The sequence below is a fragment of the Bacillus sp. N5-665 genome, assembly GCF_022637375.2.
GTDB classification, from domain to species: Bacteria; Bacillota; Bacilli; order Bacillales; family Bacillaceae_G; genus Bacillus_A; species Bacillus_A wiedmannii.
On the sequence record NZ_CP093325.1, the window covers coordinates 580,001 to 594,789 of the forward strand.

Sequence of the window (14,789 nt, forward strand, 5' to 3'; positions counted from 1 at the left end):
CTTTCTTAACGGAAAGCCGCAGTGAATAGGCCCAAGCGACTGTTTAGCAAAAACACAGGTCTCTGCGAAGCCGTAAGGCGAAGTATAGGGGCTGACACCTGCCCGGTGCTGGAAGGTTAAGGAGAGGGGTTAGCGTAAGCGAAGCTCTGAACTGAAGCCCCAGTAAACGGCGGCCGTAACTATAACGGTCCTAAGGTAGCGAAATTCCTTGTCGGGTAAGTTCCGACCCGCACGAAAGGTGTAACGATTTGGGCACTGTCTCAACCAGAGACTCGGTGAAATTATAGTACCTGTGAAGATGCAGGTTACCCGCGACAGGACGGAAAGACCCCGTGGAGCTTTACTGTAGCCTGATATTGAATTTTGGTACATTTTGTACAGGATAGGCGGGAGCCATTGAAACCGGAGCGCTAGCTTCGGTGGAGGCGCTGGTGGGATACCGCCCTGAATGTATTGAAATTCTAACCTACGGGTCTTATCGACCCGGGAGACAGTGTCAGGTGGGCAGTTTGACTGGGGCGGTCGCCTCCTAAAGTGTAACGGAGGCGCCCAAAGGTTCCCTCAGAATGGTTGGAAATCATTCGTAGAGTGCAAAGGCATAAGGGAGCTTGACTGCGAGACCTACAAGTCGAGCAGGGACGAAAGTCGGGCTTAGTGATCCGGTGGTTCCGCATGGAAGGGCCATCGCTCAACGGATAAAAGCTACCCCGGGGATAACAGGCTTATCTCCCCCAAGAGTCCACATCGACGGGGAGGTTTGGCACCTCGATGTCGGCTCATCGCATCCTGGGGCTGTAGTCGGTCCCAAGGGTTGGGCTGTTCGCCCATTAAAGCGGTACGCGAGCTGGGTTCAGAACGTCGTGAGACAGTTCGGTCCCTATCCGTCGTGGGCGTAGGAAATTTGAGAGGAGCTGTCCTTAGTACGAGAGGACCGGGATGGACGCACCGCTGGTGTACCAGTTGTTCTGCCAAGGGCATAGCTGGGTAGCTATGTGCGGAAGGGATAAGTGCTGAAAGCATCTAAGCATGAAGCCCCCCTCAAGATGAGATTTCCCATAGCGTAAGCTAGTAAGATCCCTGAAAGATGATCAGGTTGATAGGTTCGAGGTGGAAGCATGGTGACATGTGGAGCTGACGAATACTAATAGATCGAGGACTTAACCATATAATATGAAGCAATGTTATCTAGTTTTGAAAGAATATAAAAAACTTGTTGACTTTAAAAGTTAAATAAGTTATAATGATTCTTGTCTTAAATGAATACAGTCTGGTAATGATGGCAGAGAGGTCACACCCGTTCCCATACCGAACACGGAAGTTAAGCTCTCTAGCGCCGATGGTAGTTGGGACCTTGTCCCTGTGAGAGTAGGACGTTGCCAGGCAAATGGAGGATTAGCTCAGCTGGGAGAGCACCTGCCTTACAAGCAGGGGGTCGGCGGTTCGATCCCGTCATCCTCCACCATTTAGCCGACTTAGCTCAATTGGTAGAGCAACTGACTTGTAATCAGTAGGTTGGGGGTTCAAGTCCTCTAGTCGGCACCAGAAAATCATGGCGGTTGTGGCGAAGTGGTTAACGCACCGGATTGTGGCTCCGGCATTCGTGGGTTCGATTCCCATCAGTCGCCCCATTTTTTCTTTGAATAATTAATATGCGGGTGTGGCGGAATTGGCAGACGCACTAGACTTAGGATCTAGCGCCTTTGGCGTGGGGGTTCGACTCCCTTCACCCGCACTTTTAATAAAATAACTCATACATGTCTTGCGGAAGTAGTTCAGTGGTAGAATACAACCTTGCCAAGGTTGGGGTCGCGGGTTCGAATCCCGTCTTCCGCTCCAATTTTCAATATGACATGCCGGGGTGGCGGAACAGGCAGACGCACAGGACTTAAAATCCTGCGGTGGGTGACCACCGTGCGGGTTCGACCCCCGCCCTCGGCACCATATGCGCCCGTAGCTCAATTGGATAGAGCGTTTGACTACGGATCAAGAGGTTAGGGGTTCGACTCCTCTCGGGCGCGCTTTTATTAACGGGAAGTGGCTCAGCTTGGTAGAGCACCTGGTTTGGGACCAGGGGGTCGCAGGTTCAAATCCTGTCTTCCCGATTTTCCAAAAACACGGGGCCTTAGCTCAGCTGGGAGAGCGCCTGCCTTGCACGCAGGAGGTCAGCGGTTCGATCCCGCTAGGCTCCACTTATTTTAATATCTTTTATGGCGGTGTAGCTCAGCTGGCTAGAGCGTACGGTTCATACCCGTGAGGTCGGGGGTTCGATCCCCTCCGCCGCTACCATAAAGGACCTTTAGCTCAGCTGGTTAGAGCAGACGGCTCATAACCGTCCGGTCGTAGGTTCGAGTCCTACAAGGTCCACCACTAAAGCTTTATATCTCGGAGGTATACCCAAGTTCGGCTGAAGGGATCGGTCTTGAAAACCGACAGGCGGCGAGAGTCGCGCGGGGGTTCGAATCCCTCTACCTCCTCCATTTTTTCTAAATTAAATATTTTATCATCGCGGGGTGGAGCAGCACGGTAGCTCGTCGGGCTCATAACCCGAAGGTCGCAGGTTCAAATCCTGTCCCCGCAACCAAATGGTCCCGTGGTGTAGTGGTTAACATGCCTGCCTGTCACGCAGGAGATCGCCGGTTCGACCCCGGTCGGGACCGCCATTTTTTACATAAAGGCTCGGTAGCTCAGTCGGTAGAGCAGAGGACTGAAAATCCTCGTGTCGGCGGTTCGATTCCGTCCCGAGCCACCATTTTGAAGTCGCAAGCCGACTTAGCTCAACTGGTAGAGCAACTGACTTGTAATCAGTAGGTTGGGGGTTCAAGTCCTCTAGTCGGCACCACTTTCAAAATGAGCCATTAGCTCAGTTGGTAGAGCATCTGACTTTTAATCAGAGGGTCGAAGGTTCGAATCCTTCATGGCTCACCATTTACAATTTAATGCGGGTGTAGTTTAGTGGTAAAACAAGAGCCTTCCAAGCTCTGGTCGAGAGTTCGATTCTCTTCACCCGCTTTTCAATTATGGGCCTATAGCTCAGCTGGTTAGAGCGCACGCCTGATAAGCGTGAGGTCGATGGTTCGAGTCCATTTAGGCCCACCATAATTATTCCGCAGTAGCTCAGTGGTAGAGCTATCGGCTGTTAACCGATCGGTCGTAGGTTCGAGTCCTACCTGCGGAGCCATATTATAGAGAAGTACCCAAGTGGCTCAAGGGGCTCCCCTGCTAAGGGAGTAGATCGCGAACGCGGTGCGAGGGTTCGAATCCCTTCTTCTCTGCCAGAATTGGCCCGTTGGTCAAGTGGTTAAGACACCGCCCTTTCACGGCGGTAACACGGGTTCGAATCCCGTACGGGTCATACTAAAAGAGATAGCATAATCTGCTATCTCTTTTTTGTTGTGTAAAAGTGGACTTTTGATAGTCTGCTTTTTTTTATGGATTTCTTGTGGCATTAGTGCTTGATAGTAATCATTGCAATAAGTTGTAGGAGATTTATATATACACTTATTTTTGCAACCTTTTTATTCTCTCATTCGACTATATTAGTAAAGGGAGGAAGAAATAAAAATGGACATAGCCTATCTAGTAAAACAAGCGACAAGAGGAAATGATCAAGCATTTGAACAACTTATTACTTTTGTTCGCCCAAAACTATATCGAACAGCTTATTCTTATGTAAGAAATGAACAAGATGCACTGGATATATACCAAGAAACAATTTATGAAGCATATCTTTCATTGAGAAAGTTAAAAAAGCCGGAGAAATTTCAAAGTTGGATTACTAAAATTCTTGTTTTTAAATCCATTGATTTTGTAAGAAAATCCTCTAGACAATTTCTTGCGAATGATGAAATGTTTTCTAATTTATGTGCAGAAGAGAGCATGAATAAATTAGAGCAATCGTTGGATTTAATCGAGGCATTTAATTTCTTAGATCCTACTTACAAAACTATTATTGTATTAAGGTATTATCACGATTTATCTATTAAGGAAGTTGCTGAGATTCTTAATTCTCCAGAAGGAACCGTAAAATCTCAATTACATCGAGCAAAGCAAGCCTTACGCCCCATTTTAAAGGAGGGATATAGTTATGAATAAAGAAGAATTTAATCACCATATCAATGATATTCCTATACCAGAAGATAGGTTAATTCAAAGAGAAAAAACAGCCGTGCTTCAAGCTAAGAAAAATCAATACCGTAGAAAAAATACAATGAAGTATTCTAGTCTTGTTGCTTGTGGAATATGTGTTTCTCTCTTAGGTTCTGGATTCATTTCTCCTACTATGGCAAAGACATTATCGAGTGTTCCAGTTATAGGCTCCATTTATGCACAATTTAATGATATTGCTTCTGATAAAATTGAAAAGGATGAGCTTGCTACATCAATTGAGAGACAAGATAACCATAGTGGTTTAACGATGAATGTGAAAGAGGCTGTTTACGATGGTGGACGTTTAGTGGTCACGGTGGAATACAAAGGAGAAAACCCTATTTCCAAAAGTAATGAAGAGAAAGCTGGATTTAGTTATGTAACCATTAATGGGAAAGAAGTTAGAGCTGCAATTGGTTCTACTTCACAGAAGTCAAAAGGACAAAACACTATTATTGAGCAGCATGAATTTACTCTGGCTAATTACGGTGAATTTGGTGATAAAATTGATGTTTCCGTCCATGGGAAAGATTTATTTGGACAAATAGGAACATGGAACGTAGCATTTCCTCTTACAAAAGTTGAAAGTGAGATTCGTAAATTCACTCCTAATATAAAAACATTAACGAAAGATAATCTGTATGCATTAATAGTAGATCAAGTAACCTTTTCGTCACTTTCAACGAGGATTGATTTGACCTTTGATTATCCAAAAGAAATGGAAGCTAATGATAGCTGGCCAGCACTCGATTATACTGTCACTGATGATGAAGGAAGAATCTACGAAGGAGTCAGCTTGCAAGTTGGTAGCACGGGACTATACGGACACCATATTGTTTTAGCTCTTCCACCAATGGATAATCCTCCAAAATCCTTAACAATTGAACCTACGTATCTTAGTGGTCTAAATGCTACATTAAAAAATGGAGGTGCTGAAGATTTGAAAACGACTGTGTTGCTACGATAATTGAAGAGACTTGTTAGGTTCCCATGTCTATTGACTGTTAATAAGTGATGGTATGTTAATTTGACGTGTATGGAAAAAATATCGCTATCCAGCTAAGAGAAATTTGTATCTATATAATCAAAAGACGCTATTCTTTTTGTAGAAGTATACAGAAATGGTGGCGTTTTTATGCTGCTATCATTGTCGAGTTTTGTCGGTAAGTCGATATATTGTAAAAATCGCTGATATATTTGGAGTTGCGGTTGATATATTCCGAAAATCGCTGATATAATTTCAATTACCAAAAAAACCTTTTCACAATCTAAAGAAAACGCCTCCATTGAGATTGATTTCATACTTGATTTAATAACTTTACACTCTATGTGAAAAAGTTCACAAATAGGTCATAATTTGTGAAGTAATTCACAATAATACGTGCTACAATATGAATGTAAAGAAGTTAAACAACATTAAATTAGTATTTTAATTAATTACTTAAACAATCATAAAAAAATAGATGTGAACAATAGAGAGGGGAAATTAACATGAAAAAAGGTATCAATCGTGTAGTATTAGTAGGAACAGGAGCTGTAGGTTGTAGTTACGCTTACTCAATGATCAACCAAGGTGTAGCTGAAGAATTCGTACTTGTAGATGTTAATGAAGCAAAAGCAGAAGGGGAAGCAATGGACTTAAGCCATGCGGTACCATTCTCTCCATCACCAACAAAAGTTTGGAGCGGTAGCTATGCAGATTGTAAAGATGCAGATTTAGTAGTTATCACTGCTGGATTACCACAAAAGCCAGGTGAAACTCGTTTAGATTTAGTTGAGAAAAACACAAAAATCTTTAAACAAATCGTTCGCGGTATTATGGATAGCGGATTCGATGGAATCTTCTTAATCGCAACTAACCCAGTAGATATTTTAACTTACGTAACTTGGAAAGAATCTGGTCTACCAAAAGAGCGCGTAATCGGTTCTGGTACTACTTTAGACTCTGCTCGTTTCCGTTACATGTTAGGTGACTACTTAGATGTAGATCCACGTAACGTTCATGCTTACATCGTTGGTGAACACGGTGACACTGAACTTCCAGTATGGAGCCATGCTACTATCGGTGTACAAAAACTAGAAACAATCTTAGCTAACAACGAACAGTACAAACAAGAAGACTTAGATAAAATCTTCGAAAACGTACGTGATGCAGCTTACCATATCATCGAGCGTAAAGGTGCAACTTACTACGGAATCGGTATGTCACTACTTCGTGTAACTAAAGCAATCTTAAGCAACGAGAACAGCGTATTAACTGTATCTGCATATCTTGAAGGACAATATGGTGAGAAAGATGCTTTCGTAGGTGTTCCAGCTGTTATTAACCGCGAAGGTGTACGTGAGATCGTAGAACTTGAGCTAAATGAAGATGAAAAAGCGAAATTCGCTCATTCTGTAAAAGTATTAAAAGAAACAATGGCACCAGTACTATAATAATTGCTAAATAATTCAGAGGCGGGAAACTGCTTCCTACCTCTGAGTTTTTATATAATTTAAAGGATTTACCGAAAGAATTCTCTTTCCAGAGGCGCGTGAAGGGCGATAGCCCAGTGATAGGTGGGAGATGAATTTCGGTTTGGCATAGCCAAAAACTTTTGATAAACTAGCTATATGAAGTTCTTTGATAACTTGATATAGAAGGTTGCAGGAAGAAAATAGCGTGCGAAAACCAAGCCATTCGGTTCCTGCGTAAAATATCAACCGTATAAAGAGAGCGTCCAATCGTTGGACATCTAGGGGTGGAACGCCCCGAAGTAACGCTCAGGGAGACGAAAGGTTACTTTCGTCGTGGAACTGAGAAGCTCCCACTTCAAGCTTTGCTAAGTGGCGAGTAGTTCACTATAAATTCCTTTTCCGTTTTCCCTTGTATATCCCCAATATACCCCCTTTTGCTGGATAAGGGTCGTTTATAGAAAAGAGCACTCTACTTTATATAGAGTGCTCTTTATTATTATTTTTTAGGCGTTAATCATAATTTCTTTAAAATATCTGCTAGTGTACCGCTTTTTGATTTTTCAACAGGTGTTTGTGATTTAGATGCACCTGGACCTTTTTTCAAGAAGTTCTTTTCAACGAAGCGAATGTCTTTTTCATCGACAATGCCGTCGTTATTAAGATCGCCGCCTTTTACAGATACTCCTTTTTTACCATAGTTGCTAGCGATAATTTCGGTTTGATTTAGTTTTCCTATTTATTTTGCCTCTGATATAATCAGCCTTATAAGAGGAGACTTTTGGTATAACCATGAAATTAAATAATAGTAACTCAGTGTTCATGTTGTGTTATCACCTTTGGTGGCTCGCCGTAGATAAAGTAAAACAGTTTATGGGAAATCAAGGCGAAAAGTGAGATGAATTAATATGACAAAGCATAATAAGGCGTACAAATTTCGTCTGTATCCAACAGAAGAACAAGCAAATCTGATACGTAAAACTTTTGGGTGTGTACGCTTTGTATATAACAAAATGCTAGCTGAACGGAAAAAAGTATACGAAAAATACAAAGAGAACAAGGAAGAACTAAAGAAACAAAAATTCCCTACTCCTGCGAAATACAAGGTGAAGTATGAATGGTTGAAAGAAGTCGATTCATTAGCATTGGCTAACGCTCAATTAAACTTGCAAACTGCGTATAAGAATTTTTTTAGTGGTCAAAGTGATTTTCCTACATTCAAAAGTAAAAAGAGTAGAAAATCCTATACAACAAATAGAGTAAACGGAAATATTATGTTATTTCATGGTTATATCAAACTACCGAAATTGAAATTAGTGCGATTGAAACAACATAGAGAGATACCGCAAAACCATATCATTAAATCATGCACGATTTCGCTGACATCAACTGGTAAGTATTATGTGTCTGTTTTAACTGAATATGAAAAGGAAATTGTTCAGAAAGAAGTAGAAAGTGTAGTTGGATTAGACTTCGCAATGGCCGAATTGTATGTGAGTAGCGAAGATGAGAAAGCCAATTATCCTCGCTTTTATCGTCAGATGCTGAATCGATTAGCAAAGGCACAACGAGTATTAGCAAGACGTGTGAAAGGCTCAGTGCGCTGGAATAAACAGCGCATTTGTGTAGCGAAGTTGCATGAAAAAGTCGCCAATCAACGTAAAAATTTCCTTCATCATAAGTCTAAAGAATTAGCTAAGAACTTTGATGTTGTAGCAATCGAAGACTTACATATGAAAGGAATGTCACGAGCACTTCGCTTTGGTAAGAGTGTAGCAGATAACGGTTGGAGGATGTTCACGACATTTTTAGCATATAAGCTACAAGAACAAGGAAAACAGCTTGTAAAAGTAGATGGGTGGTTTCCTTCTACAAAGATGTGTAGTAATTGTGGAAACAGAAAAGATATGCTACTATCTGAACGCACGTATGAGTGTTCTTGTGGACTAACAATAAGTCGCGACTATAACGCAGCTATTAATATTAAAAGAGAAGCCATACGCCTATTAGCTAGCGATAGCGTAAATACCTTTGGAACAAGGGTGTTAGCTCGGCTGTCCTAGGACAAATTCGTTAGCTATCAAAAGTAGCGACTAACCGAGAAGCCCCCTAATTTAATTTTTTATCAAACTTTCGCCTGGAGCATGGATAGAGTAAACATAGTGTTTCAGTATGAATTATATTTGCGACAGTTCGTAGTTCTTTATTGAGAACAAGTATATGCTTATGAATTTTCCATTTCAAATAAATTGTGACAAAAAATGTTGAGAAACATTTTTTTATGACAGATTATTTTGTTGCGATTTTAAGTGATAAATAGCGAGTAAAATAGGATAAATCTAATGAAATAAAGGTTGAGAAATAAATAATAGGATGAAAGACTTGTAGGAAATGAAACGTTTACAATGAATATTCGTCAAAATTCGATATTTTACACAGTAAATTTGAATATTTTAAGCGAAATTAAAGAAAAAAACGAATATTTTTTAAAAAATAACAAGGATATTTCAGTTTTTCGCAGAAATGATAAAGAGTAAAAAATTTCTGTCATCTTAGTGAGGTGAACATATTGGATGTAATAAATTGTGAAGAAGTGAAACGAGATGAGTTTCATACAGAAAAGTACTATGACAGTTATAACATCTTTGGGGCACATATTGTGACGGAAGATGGGATGCGAGGTGTACGATTCACAGTATGGGCTCCTCATGCGAAAGCAATGAGTGTTGTTGGAGATTTTAATGAATGGGATTATGAGCAACATAAGATGCTACAAGTGACAGAAGAGGGGATTTGGTCCTTGTTTGTACCGCATATTGAAGAGAATGAGATTTATAAGTATGCGATTGAAACGATGGATGGTGACGTTATTTTAAAAGCAGATCCTTACGCAGTATATGCAGAAGTAAGACCAAATACGGCATCTGTAGTTTTTGATATAGAGGGATATGAATGGAATGATAAAAACTGGATTCGTAAGAGAAAGAAAAAATCGATTTATAAAGAAGCGATGACAGTTTATGAATTACATTTCGGCTCTTGGAAAAAGAAAGAAGATGGCGCTCTATATTCTTATAGAGAAATGGCCGAGGAGCTCATTCCGTATGTGGTGGAACATCAATTTACACATATTGAAATTATGCCGCTTGTTGAGCATCCATATGATCGTTCTTGGGGATATCAAGGGACGGGATATTATGCAGCGACAAGTAGATTCGGCACGCCACATGATTTGATGTATTTTGTCGATGAATGTCATAAATATGGAATCGGTGTCATTTTAGATTGGGTGCCGGGGCATTTTTGTAAAGATGCTCACGGTTTATATTTGTTTGATGGGACACCGACTTATGAATATAAAGATATAGATGTACAAGAAAACCTAGTATGGGGAACTGTTAATTTTGATTTAGGGAAGAGGGAAGTACGTAATTTCTTAATTTCAAATGCGTTATTTTGGATGAAGTATTTCCACATTGACGGTTTCAGGGTGGATGCAGTTGCGAATATGCTGTACTGGAATAAAGAAGGACAAGAGCAAAGTAATGAGTACGCTGTTTCATTTTTACGAGAGTTAAATGAAGCGGTGTTTGCAGAAGATGAAGATTTTCTTATGACAGCAGAAGATTCAACAGCTTGGCCACTTGTAACAGCTCCAACGTATGAAGGTGGGCTTGGGTTCAATTACAAATGGAATATGGGCTGGATGAATGATGTGCTGAAATATATGGAGTGTGCGCCTGAGTATAGGAAGTATATTCATGAGAAAATGACGTTCTCTTTAATATATGCTTACTCTGAAAATTTCATATTACCGCTTTCTCATGATGAAGTCGTTCATGGGAAAAAGTCGTTATTAAATAAAATGCCAGGAGATTACTGGGATAAGTTTGCTCAACTTCGTTTATTATATGGATATTTCTTTACTCATCCAGGTAAGAAATTACTCTTTATGGGTGGAGAATTCGGGCAGTTTGATGAGTGGAAAGACCTTGAAGATTTAGATTGGAATTTACATGATTTTGAAATGCATCGTTATATGCATGATTACTTTAAAGAGCTCATAGCATTGTATAAGCGCTCCAAACCACTTTGGCAGCTTGATCATTCACCTGAAGGATTTCAGTGGATAGATGCTAATAATCATGAGCAAAGTATTTTCTCGTTTATCCGCCAAGGGGATAAACAAGAAGATGCGTTAGTTGTTGTATGTAATTTTACAAAAGCTACATATGAAAACTATAAAGTAGGTTTGCCAGATTTCGAGTATTATAACGAGATTTTAAACAGTGACGCTGAGCAATATGGCGGCTCGGGGCAAGTGAATAAGAAACGTCTCAAGACGATTCAAGAACCGTATCATAATCAAGCGGCACATGTAGAAATTACAATTCCACCATTTGGCGTATCCATATTACGACCAGTGAAGACGAGAAAGGGGAGCAAAAAACAAGATGGCTCAAAAGCAAAAGTGCGTAGCAATGTTACTAGCAGGGGGAAAAGGTAGTCGATTAAGTGCATTAACAAAAAATTTAGCCAAGCCAGCTGTTCCATTTGGTGGTAAATATCGCATTATTGATTTTACGCTAAGTAACTGTGCGAATTCTGGTATTGAAACGGTTGGGATTTTGACGCAATATCAACCACTTGAACTTCATAATTATATCGGAATCGGCAATGCTTGGGATTTAGACCGAGTAAGCGGTGGAGTCACAGTGTTACCTCCTTATGCGGAGTCTTCAGGTGTGAAGTGGTATACAGGTACAGCAAGTGCCATTTATCAAAACTTAAACTATTTAAGTCAGTATGAACCAGAGTATGTTCTGATTTTATCAGGCGACCACATTTATAAAATGGATTACAGTAAAATGCTAGATTACCATATTGAGAAAGAAGCGGATGTTTCGATTTCTGTTATTGAAGTGCCGTGGGATGAAGCGAGTCGTTTCGGTATTATGAATACGAACGAAGAGATGGAGATTGTTGAATTTGAAGAGAAACCGCAATTTCCAAGAAGTAATCTTGCATCAATGGGAATTTATATTTTTAACTGGGCAATTTTGAAAGAGTATTTAGAGATGGATGCAAGAAATCCTGAATCTAGTAATGATTTCGGAAAAGATGTACTTCCGCTTTTATTAGATGAAGGGAAAAAGCTGATGGCGTATCCGTTTGAAGGATATTGGAAAGATGTTGGAACGGTGAAAAGCTTATGGGAAGCGAATATGGATTTACTTCGCGATGAAACATCGTTGAATTTAAACGATCGTAATTGGCGTATTTATTCTGTGAATCCAAATGAGCCACCTCAATATATTGCAGAAAAGGCAAAAGTAGAAGAATCACTTATTAACGAAGGATGCGTCATTGAAGGGGACGTGAAGCATTCTGTGTTATTCCAAGGGGTAACGGTGGAAGAAGGTAGTATGGTTATTGATTCTGTCGTTATGCCAGGAGCGAAGATTGGTAAAAATGTTGTGATTGAAAGAGCCATCGTTGGATCGGAAATGGTTATTGAAGATGGAACAATTATTCGTCCAGAAAAAAATGTCGACGATGTAGTACTAATTGCTGAAGGGAAATAGAAAAGGGGGATGGAATGAATGGGAGAAAAAATGTTAGGAATTATTAATGCAACGGGAAGTTTTCCTTCCTTAAAGAAAGTAACAGGGCATCGTTCATTAGCGGCGTTACCGTTTGGGGGCCGTTATCGACTCATTGATTTCATGCTTTCAAATATGGTGAATTCTAATATTCATAGTGTAGCGGTTTTTACAAGTCATAAAAACCGCTCACTAATGGACCATGTTGGTTCAGGAAAACAGTGGGATTTAGATAGAAAAAGAGACGGACTGTTTTTATTCCCGCCAAATTGCCAATGTGACCAAGATGAATTTGGATCTTTTGCACATTTTAGAAGACATATTGATTATTTTTTAAGAGCTAGAGAAGAATACGTTGTTATTACGAATAGCCATCTCGTAACGGCATTAAATTTTCAAGCGGTGTTAGAGCGACATATACATACGGCAGCTGATATTACTGAAGTTTGCCATGAAGGGGTTTCGCTTCAAACATACGTGTTAAAGAAACAATTATTGTTAGATTTATTTGAGACATATAAAGATGTGGAGCAATACAGTTTATTTGATGTAGTGAGAGAAAAGCGCGGAAAATCACTGCATATCGCTACGTATGAGCATACAGGATATGTAGCTATTATTGATTCGATTGAAAGCTACTATAAACATAGCTTAGAAATTTTGCAGCCTGCTATTTGGAAGCAATTATTTAAGAAAGAAGCACCGATCTTTACGAAAGTAAAAGATGAACCACCAACTCGTTACCTGAAGGGTGCAGCCGTGAAAAATACAATGATTGCAAACGGCAGTATTATTGAAGGAGAAGTAGAAAATAGTGTTATCTCCCGTTCTGTTAAAATCGGAAAAGGTTCAATTGTTCGTAATAGCATTATTATGCAAAAGAGCAAAATTGGAGATAACTGTATAATAGACGGTGTTATTATTGATAAAGACGTGAAAATTGGTGACGGTGTTGTACTAAAAGGAAACGTCGATGAGCCATATGTTGTAGAAAAAGGAAGTATTCAAAGCAGTACGATTAATAGTTATTCTTAAAAGAATCAGTGGGGGTTTTTCCTCCACTGATTAAAGCATTCATTCAAATGAGAACTCGAAGGGAGGAAGCTGCAAGGGAAGTCGTATAAGCTTTTCGTGCAGTGGGACAACAAGTGAATATTTTATTTGCAGTATCAGAATGTGTACCATTTGTTAAATCGGGAGGATTAGCTGATGTAGCAGGTGCGCTCCCAAAAGAGCTGAAAAAATTAGGTGTGGACGTTCGCATTATACTTCCAAATTATAGTCTTATTCCGCAAAAATTAAGGGATGGATGTACGTTACATAAAGTAATTAACGTCCCGCTTGGGTGGAGAAATCAATATTGCGGAATTTTAAAAGGTGAGCAAGACGGGATTACGTATTACTTAATAGATAATGAATATTATTTTAAGAGAGATTCTCTATATGGTCATTATGATGACGGAGAGCGTTTTTCTTATTTTTCGAAAGCAGTTTTAGAGTGTATTCCGCATCTTGATTTCGAAGTGGATGTTCTTCATAGCCACGATTGGCATACAGCTATGGTGAATTTCTTACTGCGTGAAAAGTATCAAGATAATCCATTATATGAGCATATTAAAACGGTGTATACGATTCATAACTTGCAGTTCCAAGGTGTATTTCCTCCTGAAGTGATGTACGACTTGTTAGAACTTGGTGATGAATATTTTCATAGTGAGCAGCTAGAGTTTTATGGAAATGTGAACTTTATGAAGGGCGGAATTATCGCTTCTGATCAGATTACAGCGGTTAGCCCGACATACAAAGAGGAAATTCAATATGAGTTTTTCGGTGAGAAGTTAGATGGATTGTTACGAAAAAATAATGGTAAGCTTAGCGGCATCGTAAATGGAATTGATACGAGCGTATATAATCCAGAAACGGATTCGTATATTACTGCTCAGTATGATGCAGAGTCATTAGAGGAAAAGAATGAAAATAAACGCGCATTGCAGCGTTATTTTGGTTTGCCAGAAAAAGAAGATACACCAATTATTTCGATGGTAACGAGATTAACGAAGCAAAAAGGTCTTGATTTAGTACGTACTGTATTCCGCGAAATAATGGAGGAAGATGTGCAATGTATTATTTTAGGATCAGGTGATTCTGAATATGAACAATTCTTTGAGTGGATGGCATACGAGTATCCTGAGAAGGTAAAAGTGTATATCGGCTTTAATGAAGAGCTAGCCCATCAAGTGTATGCGGGAAGTGATTTATTCTTAATGCCATCACTATTTGAACCGTGTGGACTTGGACAACTTATCGCATTAGCGTACGGTACAATTCCGATTGTAAGAGAGACAGGCGGATTAAATGATACTGTACAATCTTATGACGAAGAAACTGGAGAAGGAAATGGTTTCAGTTTCACGAACTTTAATGCGCATGACATGTTGCACACGGTTCTTCGTGCAATTGAATTTTATCATGATAAACCGGTATGGGAGCAGCTTGTAAAACAAGCGATGACTGAAGATTATAGCTGGGAGAAATCAGCTCTTGCCTATAAGAAATTGTATAAAAGTCTCATGGAATAACATGTAG

General features: G+C 39.9%; 8 protein-coding genes, 22 tRNA genes, 2 rRNA genes and 1 pseudogene (1 of these 33 cut by a window edge). 32 read left to right on the top strand and 1 reads right to left on the bottom strand.

The genetic code is table 11. The annotated features are described in order from the left end of the window. The 27 genes from MNO09_RS05200 to MNO09_RS05330 form a co-directional block, all read left to right on the top strand. A 23S ribosomal RNA gene (locus MNO09_RS05200) occupies positions 1 to 1,165 on the top strand (it extends 1,757 nt beyond the left edge of the window). 101 nt (positions 1,166 to 1,266) lie between these two features. After that, a 5S ribosomal RNA gene (gene rrf / locus MNO09_RS05205) occupies positions 1,267 to 1,382 on the top strand. A 4-nt stretch (positions 1,383 to 1,386) separates the two neighbouring features. Then, a tRNA-Val gene (locus MNO09_RS05210) sits at positions 1,387 to 1,462 on the top strand. 4 nt (positions 1,463 to 1,466) lie between these two features. Next, a tRNA-Thr gene (locus tag MNO09_RS05215) sits at positions 1,467 to 1,542 on the top strand. Positions 1,543 to 1,552: 10 nt separating this feature from the next. Beyond that, positions 1,553 to 1,628 (top strand) — tRNA-His (locus MNO09_RS05220). A 23-nt stretch (positions 1,629 to 1,651) separates the two neighbouring features. Beyond that, positions 1,652 to 1,732 (top strand) — tRNA-Leu (locus MNO09_RS05225). A gap of 29 nt (positions 1,733 to 1,761) precedes the next feature. Further along, positions 1,762 to 1,836 (top strand) — tRNA-Gly (locus tag MNO09_RS05230). A gap of 16 nt (positions 1,837 to 1,852) precedes the next feature. Then, positions 1,853 to 1,941: transfer RNA gene (locus tag MNO09_RS05235), tRNA-Leu, on the top strand. 3 nt (positions 1,942 to 1,944) lie between these two features. Beyond that, a tRNA-Arg gene (locus tag MNO09_RS05240) sits at positions 1,945 to 2,018 on the top strand. A 10-nt stretch (positions 2,019 to 2,028) separates the two neighbouring features. Continuing rightward, positions 2,029 to 2,102: transfer RNA gene (locus MNO09_RS05245), tRNA-Pro, on the top strand. A 14-nt stretch (positions 2,103 to 2,116) separates the two neighbouring features. Further along, positions 2,117 to 2,189: transfer RNA gene (locus tag MNO09_RS05250), tRNA-Ala, on the top strand. A gap of 20 nt (positions 2,190 to 2,209) precedes the next feature. After that, positions 2,210 to 2,286: transfer RNA gene (locus MNO09_RS05255), tRNA-Met, on the top strand. A 4-nt stretch (positions 2,287 to 2,290) separates the two neighbouring features. Beyond that, positions 2,291 to 2,367 (top strand) — tRNA-Ile (locus MNO09_RS05260). A 17-nt stretch (positions 2,368 to 2,384) separates the two neighbouring features. Next, positions 2,385 to 2,477: transfer RNA gene (locus MNO09_RS05265), tRNA-Ser, on the top strand. A 27-nt stretch (positions 2,478 to 2,504) separates the two neighbouring features. After that, a tRNA-Met gene (locus tag MNO09_RS05270) sits at positions 2,505 to 2,581 on the top strand. 3 nt (positions 2,582 to 2,584) lie between these two features. After that, positions 2,585 to 2,660: transfer RNA gene (locus tag MNO09_RS05275), tRNA-Asp, on the top strand. Between the two features lie 13 nt (positions 2,661 to 2,673). After that, positions 2,674 to 2,749, top strand: a tRNA-Phe gene (locus MNO09_RS05280). A gap of 14 nt (positions 2,750 to 2,763) precedes the next feature. Continuing rightward, positions 2,764 to 2,839: transfer RNA gene (locus tag MNO09_RS05285), tRNA-Thr, on the top strand. Between the two features lie 10 nt (positions 2,840 to 2,849). Then, positions 2,850 to 2,925 (top strand) — tRNA-Lys (locus tag MNO09_RS05290). Between the two features lie 13 nt (positions 2,926 to 2,938). Continuing rightward, positions 2,939 to 3,009, top strand: a tRNA-Gly gene (locus MNO09_RS05295). A 10-nt stretch (positions 3,010 to 3,019) separates the two neighbouring features. Further along, positions 3,020 to 3,096 (top strand) — tRNA-Ile (locus MNO09_RS05300). Positions 3,097 to 3,103: 7 nt separating this feature from the next. Then, positions 3,104 to 3,178 (top strand) — tRNA-Asn (locus tag MNO09_RS05305). Positions 3,179 to 3,184: 6 nt separating this feature from the next. Further along, positions 3,185 to 3,275 (top strand) — tRNA-Ser (locus MNO09_RS05310). A 5-nt stretch (positions 3,276 to 3,280) separates the two neighbouring features. Next, positions 3,281 to 3,352 (top strand) — tRNA-Glu (locus tag MNO09_RS05315). A 209-nt stretch (positions 3,353 to 3,561) separates the two neighbouring features. Beyond that, positions 3,562 to 4,092 carry a sigma-70 family RNA polymerase sigma factor gene (locus MNO09_RS05320; RefSeq protein ID WP_070169191.1) on the top strand — a complete coding sequence of 177 codons (531 nt, stop codon included), beginning with the start codon at positions 3,562 to 3,564 and terminating at the stop codon, positions 4,090 to 4,092. After that, a complete protein-coding gene (locus MNO09_RS05325; protein ID WP_001030878.1) occupies positions 4,085 to 5,113 on the top strand; it encodes a DUF4179 domain-containing protein in 1,029 nt (342 codons plus the stop codon). Before MNO09_RS05320 ends, MNO09_RS05325 begins: the two co-directional genes overlap by 8 nt. Positions 5,114 to 5,637: 524 nt before the next feature. After that, entirely contained in the window at positions 5,638 to 6,582 is a 945-nt protein-coding gene (locus tag MNO09_RS05330; protein ID WP_000715344.1) for an L-lactate dehydrogenase, read from the top strand. 535 nt (positions 6,583 to 7,117) lie between these two features. Here the strand turns inward: MNO09_RS05330 and MNO09_RS05335 are convergent. Further along, positions 7,118 to 7,330: pseudogene (locus tag MNO09_RS05335) on the bottom strand (hypothetical protein); the annotation flags it as partial. A gap of 178 nt (positions 7,331 to 7,508) precedes the next feature. Between MNO09_RS05335 and MNO09_RS05340 the strand changes: the two are divergent. The 5 genes from MNO09_RS05340 to glgA all read left to right on the top strand — a co-directional run bounded on the left by MNO09_RS05340 (position 7,509) and on the right by glgA (position 14,782). Then, complete coding sequence (locus tag MNO09_RS05340) at positions 7,509 to 8,663, top strand: RNA-guided endonuclease TnpB family protein (RefSeq protein WP_000160662.1); 1,155 nt, start codon at positions 7,509 to 7,511, stop codon at positions 8,661 to 8,663. Between the two features lie 506 nt (positions 8,664 to 9,169). After that, positions 9,170 to 11,107, top strand: a complete 1,938-nt coding sequence (gene glgB, locus MNO09_RS05345) for a 1,4-alpha-glucan branching protein GlgB (protein WP_000382600.1) — start codon at positions 9,170 to 9,172, stop codon at positions 11,105 to 11,107. Next, entirely contained in the window at positions 11,055 to 12,185 is a 1,131-nt protein-coding gene (gene glgC, locus MNO09_RS05350) for a glucose-1-phosphate adenylyltransferase (protein ID WP_000057613.1), read from the top strand. Before glgB ends, glgC begins: the two co-directional genes overlap by 53 nt. Positions 12,186 to 12,203: 18 nt before the next feature. Continuing rightward, a complete protein-coding gene (glgD, locus tag MNO09_RS05355; protein WP_000504144.1) occupies positions 12,204 to 13,238 on the top strand; it encodes a glucose-1-phosphate adenylyltransferase subunit GlgD in 1,035 nt (344 codons plus the stop codon). 113 nt (positions 13,239 to 13,351) lie between these two features. Then, positions 13,352 to 14,782, top strand: a complete 1,431-nt coding sequence (glgA, locus tag MNO09_RS05360) for a glycogen synthase GlgA (protein ID WP_002203738.1) — start codon at positions 13,352 to 13,354, stop codon at positions 14,780 to 14,782. Positions 14,783 to 14,789: the final 7 nt, after the last annotated feature.